This window comes from Streptomyces sp. NPDC049627, from assembly GCF_044465645.1.
GTDB lineage: Bacteria > Actinomycetota > Actinomycetes > Streptomycetales > Streptomycetaceae > Streptomyces.
Genome location: NZ_JBITLW010000004.1, coordinates 440,273 through 457,779, shown reverse-complemented (window position 1 = coordinate 457,779; position 17,507 = coordinate 440,273). Strand labels below are relative to the sequence as shown.

The window sequence follows — 17,507 nt, the reverse complement described above, 5'->3', positions numbered from 1 at the left end:
GTGGTGCTTTCATCCGAGGGGAATCGGGCTCACCTTCGCATCGGCCACTCATCGTGACAAGAGGCGGCCCGTCATTCGGGCAGTCCGGTCGTCCGCCGTGACAGACCGTCTCAAGAAGGCCCCGTGGCGGAACACAGTGTGGGTTGCTCTGCGGGTTCTCCCGGGCGGAGAGTGAACGCCATCCCCAGCAGGACGCGAACCGGAAAGGTCCGCACGGTGTCCGCACAGTGCTGGGGCCCCACTGCCACCCACCACACCATCGAGAGGAGCGACCTCATGCGCATCCCGAAGCGCGTCGCCGTGATCGGTGCCGGCAGCATGGGCAGCCAGGCCATGTGGCGACTGGCCGCCCGCGGAGCCGAGGTCATCGGCTACGACCGGTACGCACCGGGTCACGACCGCGGCGCGGCCGGGGGCGAGAGCCGTATCTACCGGGCCGCCCACCTCGGCGAGCCGGGGTACATTCCGTTGCTGCGGCTGGCGGACCGGATGTGGGAGCAGCTCCAGGCGGAGACGGCCCGGTCGCTGCGGCGCCGCAGCGGGAGCCTCGTGATGGGAGAGACCGCCTCACCGTCCATGCGCCTCCTCCTGTCCACCAGCGCGGCCCAGGGGCTGGATCACGAGGTACTGGACCGGGAGGAACTCGCCCGCCGCTACCCACAGCACCGGCTCCCGGACGGACACACCGCGGTCCTCGACCGGTTGGGCGCCGTCATCAGGCCGGAGGCGTCGATCCAGGCCGCCGCCGCCCGTGCCGAGCAGCTGGGCGCCCGGCTGCACCGCTACACCACGGTGCGCGAGGTCGTCCCCGCGGCGGGTGGCGGGGTGCGGGTCGTCACCGACCTGGGCACGGACCATGTGGACGCCGCCGTGGTGACCGTGGGCCCGTGGATCAACACCCTGCTCCCGGACCTGCCCCGGACCGTCGACGTCCGCCGGGTGGTCTGCTCCTGGCACCTGCCCACCCGGCACGACTGGTTCGCGGGCGGCGGGCCGTCCTTCGTGCGCGCCGCACCCCATGACTGCTTCGGAATCCCGTCGCCCGACGGCATCTCCGTCAAGCTCGGTCTCTCCTTCAAATACCATGCGCCGGTGCCCGAGCCCGATCGGCTCGACCGCACCGTCCGCCCCGACGAACTCGGTGTCTTCCGCGAGCTCATCGATGAACTTATGCCCGACCTGAACCCCGACCCCATCAGGATGTCGGCCTACATGGAGGGCTACACGGAGTCCGGAAACCCGCTCGTCGGGCATCTCCCCGGCGAGGACGACATCATCGTCATGGCCGGGTTCTCCGGCAGCGGTTTCAAGTTCTCGCCCGCGATGGGAGAGATCGCCGCCGACCTGGCGCTCGACGGCACCACGGAGCACCCTGTCGACTTCCTCGCTCCGGCAGGAGCCGGCGCCGCCTGACCCCGGCGGTTGCCGACGTCATCACCCCCACTCCCGACGTCTTTGTCGTGAGCATGCCTAAAAAGGGCCGCGCCGGCCCTGCCCAGTTCCCCGACGCAAGAAAGTGGAGCCCGTCCATGCCCATTCCCTCGTTCCAGTTCCGCCCGAAGTACGTCTCGTTCGACTGCTACGGCACGTTGATCGAGTGGCCGATGACCCCCATCACGCGTGAGCTCGTCGGCGACCAGATCCCCGCCGAGCAGTGGGACCAGTTCGTCAAGGAGTTCCGCGGCTACCGCTACGACTCGGTCCTCGACAAGTACTACCCCTATGAGCAGACGCTGCAGGCCGCCTTCGAGGGGGTCTGCCGCAAGTGGGGGATCAAGGCGGTCCCGGACGCGGGCAAGCGGCTCGCCGACGGCGTGCGCAGCTGGGGCCCGCACGCCGACGTGCCGGAACCCCTGAAGAAGATGGGCGAGAACTACAAGCTGGTGATCCTCTCCAACGCCGACAACGCCTTCCTCGCGGAAAGCGTGCCGCAGCTGGGCGCCGACTTCCACGCCGTCTTCACCGCCGAGCAGGCCGGCTACTACAAGCCCCGCTACGCCGCGTTCGAGTACATGCTCGACCAGCTCGACGCGTCCCCCGAGGACTTCGTCCACGTCTCCTCGCACACCCGCTACGACCTGATGCCGATGCACGACATGGGCTTCCGCAACCTCGTCCTGCTGGACCGCGGGTGCGACCCGGTCACCCACGGCTACGACTACGTGACTGTCAAGTCCCTGGACGAGCTCAACCAGATGCTGGGCATCTGACGCGCGCCGCGCACCCCGCTCACCCGCCCCCCGTCCGATCCGCACGTCGTCCCCGCATCACGGATTCCCCGTATCCCCGTATCCCCAGGAGGCACCGCCATGGAAACCAACCGGACAGGCCGCAGAAACGCATTCCGCACCGCAGGCGCCGTGGCCGCCGCGATGCAGGTCAACAGACACCTGAGCATCCCGCTCGTCACCACCGCCCTGGCCCTCGCGCTCGCCGCGTGCGGGTCGACCGGCACCGCGCAGAACGCGGGGGCGAAGGGCACGACGCAGGGCGGGGGATCCGGCGCGTCGGCCGAGCACACCGACGACATTTCGGTCGGTGTGAAGCCGGACGCGAAGGCGGTGAAGCTGCTGCCCGCGGCGGTGAAGGCCAAGGGCACGCTCTCGGTGGCCATGGACCTGTCGTACCCGCCCACCACGTTCATGGCATCGGACAACAAGACCCCGATCGGCTTCAACCCGGACATGTCCCGGCTGATCGCTGCCAAGCTCGGCCTGAAACTCCAGATCAACAACGTCAAGTTCGACACCATCATCACCGGCCTGCAGGCCGATCGGTACGACTTCACCAGCTCCACCATGGGCGCCACCAGCGACCGGCTGAAGGTGCTCGACATGGTCGACTACATCAACTCAGGGACAGGCGTGTCCGTCCCCTACGGCAACCCGCAGAAGCTGGGCACCCACACGCTGTGCGGGCACCGCGTCGCCGTCCCCTCCGGCAGCACCGCGGAGCTCCAGTGGCTGCCCCAGCTGTCCAAGCAGGACTGTACGAGCCAGGGCAAGCCGGCCATCAAGTCCGTGACCCTGCCCAGCGTGAACGACGCTCTGACCCAGCTGGTCTCCAATCGGATCGACGCGGTGATGTACGACTTCACCTCGCTCGAGTGGGCGGCCGCGCAGCAGCCCAAGACGTTCGACGTCCTCAGGCCCCTGGTGGCCACCAAGCCCGCGACCGTCGCGCTGAAGAAGGACTCGCCGCTGACACCCGCGGTGAAGGCCGCCATCCAGTCGATCATCGACGACCCCAAGTACACCCAGGCGCTCGGTCGCTGGGGTCTCAAGGACCTCGGGATCAAGACCGCGGCCATGGCCGTCCCGCAGGACTGACATGTCCACGGATCTGATCGGTACGAAGACCGGGAGCCGACCGATGTCACCCTTGCTGGCCGAAGAAAAGAAGCGGATCACGCCGAAACGTCCGCGCGACTACGTCGCCTGGGCCGTCGCGATCGCGATCGTCGCCGGCCTGGTGTGGACCGCGGTGACGAACGAGAACTACCGCTGGCCGGTGGTGTTCAGCTACTTCACCACCGAGACCATCCTCAACGGCCTGCTGATCACGCTGCTCCTGACGGCGGCGAGCATGGCTCTGGGCACGCTGCTGGGGCTGGTGCTGGCGGTGATGCGGATGTCGCACCTGCGGCCCGTCTCCGGGCTGGCCCAGCTCTACATCACCTTCTTCCGCGGCACCCCGGTGCTCGTGCAGCTGGTCTTCTGGTTCAACATCGCGGCCCTGTATCCGCACCTCTCGATCGGCATCCCGTTCACCGACATCTCCACACCGGTGAACGTGAACGCGATCATGACGCCGATGACCGCGGCCATCGTAGGGCTGACGCTCAATCAGGCCGCCTACATGTCCGAGATCATCCGCGGCGGGTTCGCCTCGGTCAGCCGCGGACAGCACGAGGCGGCGGAGTCCCTGGGCATGTCGGGGTTCACGAAGCTCCGGCGCGTGATCATCCCGCAGACCATGCCGGCGGTCATCCCGGCCACCGGCAACCAGGTGATCGGCATGCTCAAGGAGACCTCACTGGTGAGCGTGCTCGGCGTCGCCGACCTGCTGAACAGTGCACAGTCGATCTACGCCCGCAACTACCAGACGATCCCGCTGCTGATCGTGGCCAGCCTCTGGTACCTGATCATGACGCTGGTGCTGAGCGTGCCGCAGTCCATGATCGAGCGGCGGTTCTCCCGCTCGACCCGGACGCGGCTGACCCCGGCCGCCGCCTCGGCCGAGCCGGGGGCGGGCCAGCCAGTTCCCACCACGAGGGAGTCCCTGCTGTGAACGCCGACGGAACGATCGTCGCACGCAAGCTGTGCAAGAGCTTCGGACGTCACCAGGTCCTGCGTGACATCGACCTGACCGTCGCGGCCGGGGAGATCTCCTGCATCATCGGGCCCAGCGGATCCGGCAAATCCACCCTGCTGCGCTGTATCAACGGTCTGGAGACCGTCGACCGCGGAGTCCTCAAGGTCAACGGAGAGGACTTCGGCTACGTCGAGAAGGACGACGCCTACCACGCCGTCCGCCCGAAACGGCTGGCCGAGCAGCGCGCCCGCATCGGCATGGTGTTCCAGCAGTTCAACCTGTTCCCGAACATGACCGCCGAAAGCAACGTCATGTCCGGACCGGTGCTGGTGCAGAAGAAGGACCGCGCCACCTGCCGGGAGCAGGCACAGGAGCTGCTGGCGAAGGTCGGCCTCAAGGGCTGCGGCCACAAGTACCCCGCTCAACTCTCCGGCGGCCAGCAGCAGCGGGTGGCCATCGCCCGCGCGCTGGCGATGGAACCCACCATCATGCTGTTCGACGAACCCACCAGCGCGCTGGACCCCGAGCGCGTGGGTGAAGTACTCGCCGTCATGCGCGACCTCGCCGGCAACGGAATGACCATGCTGCTCGTGACCCACGAGATGGGCTTCGCCCGCGAAGTCGCCGACGAAGTCCTGTTCATGGACGAAGGCATCGCCGTCGAACGCGGCGACGCACGCGAAGTCCTGGGCAACCCCCGTGAGAAACGAACCCAGGCGTTCCTCGAAAGGGTGCTGTAACGCCTTCCGGTTCGACGTCGACCCGACCGTCACCGTCGTCAGCGCGGTCTGCATCGGCCTGGTGATCCTCGGCGTCACCCGAGCCCCCGGGCCGGCATGGGCCGCGCCGACGCTGACTTCGCCGTCGGCCGGGCCCCTGGTGCTGCCCGGCCGCGCCTCCTTCGAAACTCCCCGCTAAGGACCCGACATGAAGACGATTCCCTACTGGATAGAAACCGCCGGGGCGTTTCCCGACCGATCCGGCAAGCCGCTGACCGAGGACACCGACCTGGTGGTCGTCGGCGCCGGCCTGACGGGACTGTCCACCGCCCTGCACTCCGCCCGCAAGGGCGCCCGCGTCACCCTCGTCGAAAAGGGCCAGATCGGCTCTGGTGCCTCCGCCCGCAACGGCGGCATGGCCAACCTGGGCTTCACCATCGGCGTGGGCCAGGCCATCCGCCGGTACGGACTCGAACGGGCCCGCGAGATCTACAACTCCTACGGCGAGGCCGTGGACACCGTCGAGCGGCTCGTGAACGAGGAGTCCATCGACTGCCAGTTCCACCGAGTCGGACGCCTGGGTGTCGCGTCCCGCCCCGCCCACTTCGAGAGCAAGAAGGCACAACAGCTCCTCCTGGCCAAGCACTTCGGACACGAGACCACTCTGATCGGCAAGTCCGAACTGCGGTCCGAGATCGGCTCCGACGCCTACCACGGCGGCCTGCTCGACCCGTTCAGCGCGGCCCTGCACGTCGGCCGCTTCGTGCGCGGTATGGCCGAGGCGTGCGAGCGCGCCGGTGTCGAGATCCACGAGCGCAACGCGGCCATCGGCGTACGGCGGACCGCCGCCGGCCGATTCGAGGTCAGCACCGAGCGCGGTGTCATCCGTACCGGGCAGGTCATGATGGCCACCGACGCCTACACCGACAAGAACTTCCCGTGGCTGCGCCGACAGCAGGTCTGCGTGGGCAGCTTCATCATCGTCACCGAGCCGCTCGGCGAGGAACTCGCCCGGGACATCATCCCCAAGGCCCGCCTCATCGTCGATTCCAACAAGGTCTGCCACTACTTCCGGCTCACCCCGGACAACCGGCTGCTGTTCGGCGGCCGCGCCCGCTTCGCTCCGTCCGACCCCACCTCGGACAAGAAGAGCGGGGCCGTCCTGTTCCGTGAGATGTGCGAGATCTTCCCCCAGCTCTCCCGCACCAGGATCGAGTACGTGTGGGGCGGCTCCGTCGGCTTCGCCATGGACCGCATCGTGCACGCCGGGCAGACCGAGGACGGCGTCCACTACTCCATGGGATACGCCGGCCACGGCGTCCAGATGGCCACCCACATGGGGCACGTCATGGCCGAGGTGATGGACGGCCACCCCGAGGTCAGCCCCGTCCGCGACATCGCCCCGCCCCGCATCCCCCTCTACAACGGCACCGCCTGGTTCCTGCCCTTCGCGGGCGCCTACTACAAGACGCTCGACCGCATCCGCTGACCGGTCGGCAGCTCTACACCCACAAGGAGATACCCACGATGACTGTCGTCCGTGATGTTCCCAAGCAGCTGTTCATCGGCGGCGATTGGCAGGACGCGGAGTCCGGCCGGACCCTGTCCGTCGACAACCCGGCCACCGGCGAGGAACTGTGCCAGATCGCCGACGCCTCACCCGCCGACGGCCGGCGTGCGGTCGAGGCGGCGGTCGCCGCGCAGGCCGCCTGGGCCGCCACCCCGCCGCGCGTGCGCGGCGAGATCCTGCGCCGCGCCTACGACATCATCATCGCGCGCACCGAGGATCTCGCGCTGCTGATGACCCTGGAGATGGGCAAGCCCCTGGCCGAGGCGCGTGCCGAGGTCGCCTACGGCGCGGAGTTCTTCCGCTGGTTCTCCGAGGAAGCCGTGCGTATCGACGGTGGCTTGATGACCGCCCCCGACGGAAAGAACCGTCTGCTGGTCGCCCGTCAGCCCGTCGGCCCCTGCCTGCTCATCACCCCCTGGAACTTCCCCCTGGCGATGGGCACCCGCAAGATCGGCCCCGCCGTCGCCGCCGGCTGCACCATCGTCCTCAAACCCGCCCCCCAGACCCCCCTGACCAGCCTCGCCCTGGCGGAGATCCTCAGCGAGGCGGGTCTGCCGGCCGGGGTGCTGAACATCGTCACCACCACCGACGCCGCCGGCGTCGTCGAACCCCTCCTGCGCGGCGGGAAGATCCGCAAGCTCTCCTTCACCGGCTCCACCCAGGTCGGGCGGATCCTGTTGGCCCAGTGCGCCGACACCGTCATCCGCACCTCCATGGAACTGGGCGGCAACGCCCCCCTCATCGTCTTCGACGACGCCGACCTCGACACCGCCGTCGAGGGCACCATGGTCGCCAAGATGCGCAACATGGGCGAGTCCTGCTGCGCGGCCAACCGCATCTTCGTCCACACTGCCGTCGCCGACGAGTTCGCCCAGCGCCTCACCGCCCGCATGGCCGCCCTCACCGTCGGGCCCGGCACCGAACCCGGCACCGACGTCGGCCCCCTCATCGACGCCGCCGGCCGCAGCAAGGCACACGACCTGGTGCGGGACGCCGTCAAGCGCGGTGCCACCGTCCTGACCGGCGGTGAACTCCCCGAAGGGCCGGGCTGCTTCTACCCGCCCACCGTCCTCACCGGTATCGCCCCCGACTCCGCGATCATCGACTCCGAGATCTTCGGCCCCGTCGCCGCGATCCGCACCTTCGAGACCGAGGACGAGGTCGTCGCCGCCGCCAACGACACCGAATTCGGTCTGGCCGCCTACCTGTTCACCCAGAACCTCGACCGTGCCCTGCGTGTCGCCGAACGTCTCGAAAGCGGCATGATCGGCATCAACACCGGACTGGTCTCCAACCCCGCGGCACCCTTCGGCGGCGTCAAGCAGTCCGGCCTTGGCCGCGAAGGCGGACTCGTCGGCATCGACGAGTTCCTGGAGTACAAGTACATGGCCGTCCCCGTCGGAGCCTGACATGCGCGAGCGACTCGTCGTCCTCTACCGCGGCAACCGGCCCCCCGCCACCGAACTCATCGAAAGCCTCGCGGACACCGTCTACGCCACGGAGGAGGAACTGCCCTACCTCCTCCCCGGCGCCGACGTCCTGCTGGCCTGGGTGACCATCACCCCGGCCATCCGGGAGGCGTGGCCCGACGATCCGCAGAAGGCGCCCCGCTGGGTCCACGCGTCCTCCGCAGGCGTGGACTCCTTGCTGTTCCCCGCCCTGGTGGACGATCCGCGGGTTGTCCTGACCAACGCCCGCGGGGTCTACGAGCAGCCGACCGCCGAGTACGTCCTGGGCCTGATCCTCGCCCTCGCCAAGGACTTCCCCGGCACCTGGGAGCACCAGCGGCGCCGCGAGTGGCGTCCGCGCCCCAGTGACGGCATCACCGGACGCACTGTGCTGGTCTGGGGGACGGGGCCGATCGGCCGGGCCATCGCCCGGCTGCTGCGCGCCGTCGGGATGCGGGTGAGCGGTGCGGGCCGCCAGTCCCGCTCGGACGATCCCGACTTCGGCACTGTTCACGGTGCGACGACCCTGCGCTCCGCCCTGACAGAAGCGGACTACGTCGTCCTGGCCGCCCCCCTCACCCAGGGCACCCGGGGCATGGTCGACGCCCCCGTGCTCGCCGCCATGAAGCCGGGGGCGCGGCTGATCAACGTAGGCCGGGGCGGACTCGTCGACGAGGAGGCGCTGGTCGACCACCTCGCCGCCGGACGGCTCGCCGGAGCGGCCCTGGACGTGTTCGCTCAAGAACCGCTGCCTGCCGGATCACTACTGTGGGACATGCCCGGCGTGATCATCTCCCCGCACACGGCGGGCGAGACCACCAGCGAGCGGGAGGCGCTCATCGAGGTGTTCCTCGACAACTTCGCCCGCCACCTCGAGGGCCGACCGCTGCGGAACTTGGTGGACAAGCGGCGGGGATACGTGGTCGACGACACGCGCCCAGCCTGAAGGCGAGTAGCGGGGGGGGGGGGGGCGGGGGGGCCCGCGGGGGGGGGGGGGGGCCCCCCCCGCGCCCCCCGCGGCCCCCCCCCCCCGACACCCCGCGGGGTCGGTGGTTGGGGGTGGGGGGCGGGGGGCGGGGGGGCGCCCCGCCCCCCCCCCGCCCCGCCGGGGGGGGCCCCCCCCCCGCCGCGCGCCCCCCCCCCCCCCGCGCCCCCCCCCCCGCTACTCGCCTTTCCCTCGTCCTGCGCCGCCATACGTTCACCGGTGGCTTTCTGCTGGACGTGCCGTCCGGCGGCGGGCATCGTCACTCACCCCCCGCGGGTCGGGGAGGGCCACTTCCATCTGGAACTCTCGGATGGGACCGGTCGGTAGCCGCCCGGTCCCATCGCCAGTACCCGTCGCTCATCTGAACTTATGCCACAGTGCGCGTCTCAGGGCATCGAAAGCGTGCACCTTTCGGCCAGGCTGCCCTCGCGGGAGGCCGCGACGACGATCGCGTCCTGCGGCATCGGTGTCACGACACGGTCACGTAGATCTTGCGCACGGTTTCGATGGTCTTCCAGACACCGACGTAGCCCGGTTGCATGACAAAACTGTCGCCTGCCTTGTAGACCACCGGCTCGCCGCCTTCCGGCGTGAGTTCGATGACGCCGGAAAGGATGTGGCAGAACTCGAAGAGCTCGCCCTTGATCGAGCGCGTCTCGCCGGGCGTTGCTTCCCAGACACCCGTTTTGATCGTTTCCCCGCGGGCGGCGTCCTGGGCCCAGGTCTTGTAGGTCGGGTCGCCGGAAATCAGGCGTTCCGGCAGCGGGCCGGACTCCTGGGGTGCGAAAGAGGGGTTGGGATCGATGGTCTTCAGTAGCGACATGTTCTTCTCCACTGGTTCTGGGAACGGTGCAAATCGGGTGCGGACATACCGGGCGTCACCCGGTCGAGTCGGATCAGGCCCATCACCCATCCAGGGCCAGGGCCTGACGGCTGCCCGCCACGGTCTCGGCGCGCAGCAGACCGGCGAGCCTCTCGGCGGGCAACAGGCCCTTCTCCTGAGCGAGTCAGGCCACGCACCGGCGGGCGAGGGCCTCGCGGTGCTGTCCGGCCTCCGCCGCCATGGTGGTGACGTCGTGCCGATCACCGATCGCGACCTGACGGGCGACCTCGGCAACCACCGGTTCGACCTTGCCTGGGCATGATTCGGACGGGCCTGCACCGGCGGCGTGGACCGCGCGCCTGTTGCCGCCCATCGAGTGTCTCCGACGCCCCGCCCCGAGCCCAGACGTGATCTGTCCGTTGCGGGCACGATCTTCGGACGTTGTGTCAAGCGTGGGACTGGGAGGCGACACTCACGGCCCGTTGAACGAGGGGATGCTGAAACCTCCGCCGTATGCTCCCGCAGCGGTGCCTTCCGGCCAGTTCCCGCTGCCAAGGCTCGGACGTCCGTCGCCCACCGGGCGCGGCTCCCGCATGCCTGAGCCGGCACCGTGCCCAAAGCGTGTCCATGAGAGCGGACGACCACGGGCAACATCGGGTCTCATACCCGCTCCACAAAGATCAACAACGCCGGGAGGATCAAAGATACCTACTGAGCCAACGGAGACCTTCACTCGTGCCGGCGCGGGGGCGGTACTCGCAGCCGATCCAGCCGTCGAAGCCCAGCTCGTCGACTGTGTCGAGCAGGTGGCGGATGTTGATCTCACCACGGTCGGGCTCGCCCCGGTCGGGCACGCCCGCGATCTGCAGATGACCGACCCGGCCGGTCGGCAGGTCACGGCGCAGGGTCGCGGTGAGGTCGCCCTCGACGATCTGGCAGTGGTAGAGGTCGAGCTGCACCTTGAGATGCGAGGCTCCCACCTCCTGCACCACGGCGTGGGCCTCGGCCTGGGTACTCAGGAAATAGCCGGGCATGTCGCGGCCGTTGATCGGCTCGATCAGGAGCTCGACGCCCGCCGCGACGGCCTGTTCCGCGGCCCAGGCCAGGTTGGTCAGGTAGGTGTCGCGGTGCTCGGCCCGCTCGGCCGGTGTCGCGTCAGGCCGGGCCAGTCCGGCCATGAGGTGCACCCGTGGGCAGCCCAACGCCGCCGCGTACTCCAGCGCCCGGTCGACCCCGGAACGCACCTCCGCCTCGCGTCCGGGCAGTGCCGCCATCCCGCGCTCTCCGGACTCCCACGCCCCGGGAGGTGCGTTGAAGAGCACCTGCCTCAGGCCGTGGTCGTCGAGCCGACGACGCAGCTCGGCGGCGTCGTACGCATAAGGGAAGAGGTACTCGACGGCCTGGAAGCCGTCGGCCGAGGCCGCGGCGAAGCGGTCGAGGAAATCGTGCTCGGTGTACATCATGGACAGGTTCGCTGCGAACCTCGGCATGCTGGCTCCTGAGTTCCGGCCGGGGACGGCCAAGGGCAGTGGTCGACGGCCTGTTTCTTTGGGCTGTCGCAGGGGGAAAGGCGTACTCCCGGTCCGTGCAGGCCGTGCTCACCTGTGCAAAGGGAAAATCTGGGCGGTGGTCCCGGAGCAGGCCGACCAGGCGGCCAACCGCAAGGAAAGAGCTCTGGCGGAGGTCGCCCGGTGGGCCACGACGCCGCGGACCTCAGAGAGCGCAACACCGTGGACCGCGCCGTCGAAGCCGGACCGCAGTGACGCGGTGCCATTATCCGGCCCCGCAGCCCCCCTGCCCTTCTACGGTCTCGAAGGCCCTGACCGCGGCATGAACCGGTTCAGCCGTCTGCTCGTTCAGCACACGCACCGCGTCCTCCGCTCCGCTGCGCGGGCTGGAGAGCACGGGCTTGCCGACGGCTTCGGCGATCGCGGGAGCCAGCCGTGCCATGGACGCCTGGGCCAGCACGATCACGTCTACCTCGGTGGCCAGCACCCGTGCCCCGTGCAGCACCATCGCGTCGTGGCGGTCGCGGTCACCGGACATCAGCACCGAGAAGGCACCCTCGCAGAGCTGCTCCTGGACGGTGATGTCGCGACCGGCCGCCCGGGCCTTCTCCTCGACGAGGGAACGGGTCGGCGGCAGCGTCGTGGGGACCGTGGCCAGGACGCCGACGGCGTCCGCGGTCTCGACCGCTGACGCGGCCATCGCGTCGTCGATCTTGACGATCGGGACGGAGACCAGGCGTCGGGCCACGTCGATGGCCGGACCGACCGAGGAGCAGGCGGAGAAGATGACGTCGGTGCCCGCGGCCTCCGCCGCCTGGGCCAGGTGCACCATGCGCTGGGTGCTGGCAGGTGAGACCTCACCGTCGCGCACCACGGCTGCGAGCACGTCGCTGTCGACGAAGTGCAGGACCTTGGCGTCCGGCGCGAGTTCCGCGAGGTACTCGTTGATGACCGAATCGGGGTTGACGAACAGCAGGCTGGTATGCAGAACGGCGATCGAGGCGGTGGTGGACATGCGTGGCTCCAACAGGGTGAGGTATCGGCTCGCGTGCCGAGGAGGGCACGCGAGCACGAGACGCAGCGGTGCGAACCGCGCGCAGCGCGCACGGCCGGGGGCGTACGACGGTCTTGTGTCCGTCGCTGTGGTGCGGCTCGGACAGCGAGGCTGAGTTCAGGTCACGCGCTTCCCCCCTCGACGTGGGGGCTGAGGCGGCCGATGACCTCCAGGGCTGCGTCCCGGACCGCGTCGCGGCCCGCCGCCCACAGGGAGACGACGTCGGAGCCGGGCAGCGCGGACGGGAGGGTCACGCGGACGGCCTCCAGGTAGGCGCGGCGCAGTTCGGCGTTGACGTTGACCTTGGCGACGCCTCGGGCGAGGGCGCCGTGCAGTTCCTCGACGGGCAGACCGCTGGCGCCGTGCAGGACGAGCGGGACCGGTACGGCCTCGTGGATCGCGGCCAGCCGCTCCAGGTCCAGGCGGACCGGGTGCTTGGTGAAGCCGTGGACGTTGCCGACGGCGACGGCGAGCGCGTCCACGCCCGTCGCGGCCACGAATGCGGCCGCCTGCTGCGGATCGGTCATCGCGGCGGCCTGCGCGACGGCGTCGGTGGAGACGTCCTCGTCGCCCGGCAGGGCACCGAGCTCGGCCTCCACCCAGGCGCCGTGGTCATGAGCCCGCCGGACCGCCTCCTTCGTCAATGCGATGTTCTCGGCGAACGGCAGATGGGAGCCGTCGACCATGACGGAGGTGTAGCCCGCCTCCAGGCAGTCGGTGATCTCCTCCAGGTCCCGGCTGTGATCGAGGTGCACACCGAGGCGGGCGGCGGAGTGTCCGGCCGCGTGCAGCGCCAGCCGCATCAGGGCCTCGCGCCCGGCGTGCTTGAAGGGACTGGAGCCCGCCTGGATGACGACCGGCTGTCCGGCGGCCTCAGCGGCGGCCGTGATGCCCTGGACCGTCTCCAGGTTGTAGGCGACGAAGCCAGGCAGGGCGTGACCGGCGGCCGCGGCCGCCTTCAGGGCATGGGTTCCATGCAGCAGCATCAGGCACTCCTGAGCAGGTCGAGGGCGTCGGCGAGGGCGTCGGAGCCCCCGACGTTCCCGGCGAAGACGATGTAGGGGATGCCGGCGGCGGGGCCGTCCGCGGGCTCCCAGAGCGAGACGATGCCCGGCAGCAGGGTGCCCCGGGCCCAGGCACGGCGGATCCCAAGGCCGTGGGTGGCGGTGTCGCTGGAGGTGATACCGCCCTTGGCGACGACGAAGGCGGGCCGCCGGGTGGCGTTGACCTGGCGTACGGCCTCGACGAGCGCGGCGGAGACCCGGCGGGAGATCGCGAGACTGTCGTCCGCGTCGGCACCCGTCACCAGCACGCGAGAGGTACAGATCACGGCGTCGGCCGAGTCCAGAGCGCCGGCGGCCGCGGCCGCGACCTGGGCGATGTGGGCGTCACGCCGCTCCTCGTCGAGCAGCAGGGCCACATCCAGCTCGTACTCGGCGATCCCGCCTCGCTCCCGCAGCCGGTCCAACTGCCGTGTTGTGAGCGCCACATGAGACCCCACGACGATGAGACCGTGCGGTGCGTCCCCGCGCAGCGGGCGCAGTTCGGCCGGGGTGAGCGGTGCCCGCGCCGCCTGTCCGGCGCGGGCCCTGACGAAGGACGGCCCGACCCGGTACAGCAGTCGCGTGCCGTTCTCCTCCGCCTGTGCGAGGGCCAGGGCGAGCACCCGCAGATCGTCGTCGCGCACCGCGTCGACCACGGCCGTGCGTCCGCCGCGCAGCGAGGACAGCAGCCGCGCCGTGTGCGCCGGGCCGCCGCCGCGCAGGTCGTCGAGGGTGACGCGCAGAACCTCGTCCGCGGGGATGCGTCCGCCCGTCTTCTCCTCGACCCACTCGGGCAGCGACGAGCTGCGGTAGCCGAAGGTGGCGTCGCGGGCGAACTCGCTCATCCCGACCGGAAGCAGCCCGTCGGCGGTCCGCATCCAGTGGCGGGAGCGGGCGGTCAGCCGGCCCGCCTCGATGTAGGCGGGGACCACTACCACGCCGTCCGGAGCACCTGCGCCCAGCTCCGTCAGCTCCTCTGCGAGGACATCGGTCTCCAGCGGGAAGTGACCGCGAAGCGTGGAGTCCCCGCGGCTGGCCAGGACGTAGCCGGTGCCCTCGGCCGCCGACGCCGCGTGCAGGGCGCGCACCACCTCGCGGTTGCGGGCGGCGGCGTCCTCGGGGGACAGGCTGCGGGTGTTGGTGAGGACGAAGAAGACGGCGCTGTCCTGGCGCAGCGCCCAGCGCAGGTCGTCCACCGTCCAGGACGTCAGGACGGGCACGTCGGCGACCGTCTGGGTGCCGGTCGGATCGTCGTCGAGGACGACGAGACGGGGGCCGCCGGATATGCGGGCGGCCACTTCCGCGGCGCTCACCTCGTGGACTGGAGGCAGCCCTTCCAGCACCGCTGCCTCGGGGACGGCCCGCGTCTGGGCATGAAGGGGTAGAGACATGGCGAATTCCTGCTCTGGTACGAGTAGTTGAGGGGGAACGTCAGTCGAGGTCGCGCCTGATCACGTCACACCAGGGCTTGACCGGGTCCCGCGACGGCCTCGGGACGGAGCAGCTGGGCGAGGGTGCCGGCGGGGAGGAGGCCCTTGTCCAGTACGAGTTCGGCGACTCCGCGTCCAGTGGCGAGGGACTCCTTGGCGATGCCGGTGGCCGCCTCGTAGCCGATGTACGGGTTGAGGGCGGTGACCAGGCCGATGGAGTTCTCCACCGCCGCCCGCAGCACCTCGGTGTTGGCCGTGATCCCTGCGACGCACCGCTCGGTCAGGGCCAGGCACGCGCGCTCCAGGTGCGTGATGCTCTTGGAGAGGGAGTGCAGGATGACCGGCTCGAAGGCGTTCAGCTGGAGCTGCCCGGCCTCGGCGGCCATGGTGATGGTGACGTCGTTGCCGATCACCTCGAAGGCGACCTGGTTGACGACCTCGGGGATCACCGGGTTGACCTTGCCGGGCATGATGCTGGAACCGGCCTGCACCGGCGGCAGGTTGATCTCGTTCAGACCCGCGCGCGGCCCGGACGACAAAAGACGCAGGTCATTGCAGCTCTTGGAGAGCTTGACCGCGATCCGCTTGAGCACGCCGGACATCTGCACGAACGCCCCGCAGTCCTGCGTCGCCTCCACCAGGTTGACCGCGGTCACCAGCGAAAGCCCGGTGATCTGCGACAAGTGGCGCCGCACCGACTCGGCGTACCCGGCAGGAGCATTGAGGCCGGTGCCGATCGCCGTGGCGCCCAGGTTGATCTCGTGGACCAGCTCCACCGCCTCCGCCAGCCGGCTGCGGTCCTCCTCCAGCATGACCGCGTACGCCGAGAACTCCTGCCCCAGCGTCATCGGCACTGCGTCCTGCAACTGGGTGCGGCCCATCTTCAGCACGTCACGGAACTCCACCGCCTTGGCCGCGAACGCGTCCTGAAGCACCGCCATCGCCTTCAGCAGCCCGCTCACCGCATATACCGTCGCGATCTTGACGGCGGTCGGATAGACGTCGTTGGTGGACTGGCCGAGGTTGACGTCCTCATTCGGGTGCAGGAATCCGTACTCTCCCCTGGCGTGGCCCAGCAGCTCCAGGGCCCGGTTGGCGATCACCTCGTTGGCGTTCATGTTGGTCGAGGTGCCGGCTCCGCCCTGGATGACGTCGACGACGAACTGGTCGTGCAGCTTGCCGTCACGGATCTCACGGCACGCCTCCACGATGGCGGCGGCCTTCCTCGGCTCCAGCAGGCCGAGTTCCTCGTTCGCCCGGGCGGCGGCCTCCTTCACGGCGGCCAGAGCGTCGATCAGATGCGGGTAGGCGGCAATCGGCGTCCCCGTGATGGCGAAGTTCTCCCTGGCGCGCAGGGTGTGGACGCCCCAGTACGCCTCGGCGGGTACGTCGCGGTGGCCGAGCAGGTCGTGCTCGCTGCGGTGAGCTACGGCGGTCATGGCAGGCCGGGCCTTCTCTCGGAGCATGTTCAGGCGGGCGTGTTCGTGGGGTGCGGCAAGGGGGCGAGCGAGCCGACCCGCCAGGGCGGCGGGGACTTCCCACGATCACGTGGCGGAAGTCTGCGCAGTGTCACCGCCGTGGGTATCGGCTCGGAACGACCTCTCCTTCGCCTTGCAGTAGGCGCGGCCGAACGGCAGGAACCGGGCGGGCGGCAGGACCTCGGTCCCGCGGTCCCGATGCCGTCACCGGGGATGAGGGTGATGCGGTGGTTCTGGGTTCGTCATAGGGCCGATTGCAGCAGCGGGCCGGGCAGCGCGTCCAAGACGCAATGCCGATGTTCCTTATAGGGGCGCCCTATAAGGTGGCTTTACTGCGGTTCCGTCAGCTCCGCCCAGGAAGTACGTCGCCGACAGGGACACTGGGCCGCGGCGGCTGATCTGCCGGCGCCCGGCCAGCCCTTCGCGAGCCACTGTCCTGCCCGGAGGGACAGGCCCCGGACCCGACGCCGCGAGCGTAGTCCGGCGAAACGCGACGGACGCCGTACGGCGAGCGCTGAGCAGCGGGCCGCAGGCCGCCTCCGTCCGAGACATCGTGCAGGACTGGTGGCGCGACCAGGCCCCGGCCACCGGCGTCACGGCCCGCGATGACATGCGTCAGGACGTCTTCCGCCCGCTTCCCGTTCACCTCGGCGCGCTGGGCGAGACCCTGACGTGGTGCGGCGAAGCCGCCGAGGCAGTCGGCACCCGCATTGACGTCGAGCTGACGGTTCAGGACGGCACGCTGCACGTCTGGCTCGCCCTCGACAAGGTGGACGTCTGGGCGGCCTGCGCCGATTTCGCCCGCCTGCTGTCCCACACCCTTCCGTTCACCGACTGCCTGGGCGGCGACGACCATGCACTGCTGCGCCTGCACGGCGATCTTGAGACGGCTGCCCCCCACCCTCGGGCCACAGCGGGCATGGATGCCTACGTTTCCGTGCCGCTTGATCGGCGGAGGCTCACCAGGGAAGTCGCCGACGGGCCAATAGGAGCACAGGACATCGTCGTGGCGGTGACGCACGTATGACGCATGAAGGGCTCCGGAAGGCTGGATTTCGCCCTCGAAGTAGCATCTGACCTGCACTTTTCCTGGAATGGCTCAAACTCAACGCCTTTCCGATGACGCATCACGTGG

The 17,507-nt window shown here is 69.7% G+C and carries 15 protein-coding genes; 9 read left to right on the top strand and 6 right to left on the bottom strand.

Annotation, left to right across the window (positions count from 1 at the left end):
* The first annotated feature begins 276 nt into the window (after positions 1–276).
* From solA to ACIBU0_RS13785, 8 genes are all read left to right on the top strand, one after another.
* Positions 277–1,413, top strand: coding sequence for an N-methyl-L-tryptophan oxidase (gene solA / locus ACIBU0_RS13820; RefSeq protein WP_398816543.1), 1,137 nt, complete (start codon positions 277–279; stop codon positions 1,411–1,413).
* A 116-nt stretch (positions 1,414–1,529) separates the two neighbouring features.
* Positions 1,530–2,210: a haloacid dehalogenase type II gene (locus ACIBU0_RS13815; RefSeq protein WP_398816540.1), complete on the top strand. Its 681-nt coding sequence runs from the start codon at positions 1,530–1,532 to the stop codon at positions 2,208–2,210.
* A 99-nt stretch (positions 2,211–2,309) separates the two neighbouring features.
* Complete coding sequence (locus tag ACIBU0_RS13810; protein ID WP_398816537.1) at positions 2,310–3,329, top strand: ABC transporter substrate-binding protein; 1,020 nt, start codon at positions 2,310–2,312, stop codon at positions 3,327–3,329.
* 43 nt (positions 3,330–3,372) lie between these two features.
* Entirely contained in the window at positions 3,373–4,290 is a 918-nt protein-coding gene (locus ACIBU0_RS13805; RefSeq protein WP_398816535.1) for an amino acid ABC transporter permease, read from the top strand.
* The gene (locus tag ACIBU0_RS13800) at positions 4,287–5,054 is read left to right on the top strand and encodes an amino acid ABC transporter ATP-binding protein (protein ID WP_398816532.1); all 768 of its coding nucleotides are present in this window, start codon (positions 4,287–4,289) and stop codon (positions 5,052–5,054) included. The genes ACIBU0_RS13805 and ACIBU0_RS13800 overlap by 4 nt, the downstream gene beginning before the upstream one ends.
* Before the next feature lie 187 nt (positions 5,055–5,241).
* Entirely contained in the window at positions 5,242–6,522 is a 1,281-nt protein-coding gene (locus tag ACIBU0_RS13795) for an NAD(P)/FAD-dependent oxidoreductase (RefSeq protein ID WP_398816529.1), read from the top strand.
* Between the two features lie 38 nt (positions 6,523–6,560).
* On the top strand, positions 6,561–8,012 hold the full coding sequence (locus tag ACIBU0_RS13790) for an NAD-dependent succinate-semialdehyde dehydrogenase (RefSeq protein WP_398816526.1): 1,452 nt from the start codon (positions 6,561–6,563) through the stop codon (positions 8,010–8,012).
* 1 nt (position 8,013) lies between these two features.
* A complete protein-coding gene (locus tag ACIBU0_RS13785; RefSeq protein WP_398816523.1) occupies positions 8,014–8,997 on the top strand; it encodes a D-2-hydroxyacid dehydrogenase in 984 nt (327 codons plus the stop codon).
* A 508-nt stretch (positions 8,998–9,505) separates the two neighbouring features.
* Here ACIBU0_RS13785 and ACIBU0_RS13780 read toward each other — a convergent pair.
* The 6 genes from ACIBU0_RS13780 to aspA form a co-directional block, all read right to left on the bottom strand.
* Positions 9,506–9,871 carry a cupin domain-containing protein gene (locus tag ACIBU0_RS13780; protein ID WP_398816520.1) on the bottom strand — a complete coding sequence of 122 codons (366 nt, stop codon included), beginning with the start codon at positions 9,869–9,871 and terminating at the stop codon, positions 9,506–9,508.
* 686 nt (positions 9,872–10,557) lie between these two features.
* The gene (gene otnI / locus ACIBU0_RS13775; protein ID WP_398816517.1) at positions 10,558–11,349 is read right to left on the bottom strand and encodes a 2-oxo-tetronate isomerase; all 792 of its coding nucleotides are present in this window, start codon (positions 11,347–11,349) and stop codon (positions 10,558–10,560) included.
* Positions 11,350–11,632: 283 nt separating this feature from the next.
* The gene (locus ACIBU0_RS13770) at positions 11,633–12,382 is read right to left on the bottom strand and encodes an aspartate/glutamate racemase family protein (protein ID WP_398816514.1); all 750 of its coding nucleotides are present in this window, start codon (positions 12,380–12,382) and stop codon (positions 11,633–11,635) included.
* 161 nt (positions 12,383–12,543) lie between these two features.
* On the bottom strand, positions 12,544–13,407 hold the full coding sequence (locus ACIBU0_RS13765; RefSeq protein ID WP_398816511.1) for a ketose-bisphosphate aldolase: 864 nt from the start codon (positions 13,405–13,407) through the stop codon (positions 12,544–12,546).
* A complete protein-coding gene (locus tag ACIBU0_RS13760) occupies positions 13,407–14,855 on the bottom strand; it encodes a four-carbon acid sugar kinase family protein (protein WP_398816508.1) in 1,449 nt (482 codons plus the stop codon). The genes ACIBU0_RS13765 and ACIBU0_RS13760 overlap by 1 nt, the downstream gene beginning before the upstream one ends.
* Before the next feature lie 65 nt (positions 14,856–14,920).
* Positions 14,921–16,333, bottom strand: a complete 1,413-nt coding sequence (aspA, locus tag ACIBU0_RS13755; RefSeq protein ID WP_398816505.1) for an aspartate ammonia-lyase — start codon at positions 16,331–16,333, stop codon at positions 14,921–14,923.
* Between the two features lie 592 nt (positions 16,334–16,925).
* On the opposite strand from aspA, the gene ACIBU0_RS13750 reads away from it, so the two are divergent.
* On the top strand, positions 16,926–17,399 hold the full coding sequence (locus ACIBU0_RS13750; RefSeq protein ID WP_398816503.1) for a hypothetical protein: 474 nt from the start codon (positions 16,926–16,928) through the stop codon (positions 17,397–17,399).
* The last annotated feature ends 108 nt before the right edge of the window (positions 17,400–17,507 follow it).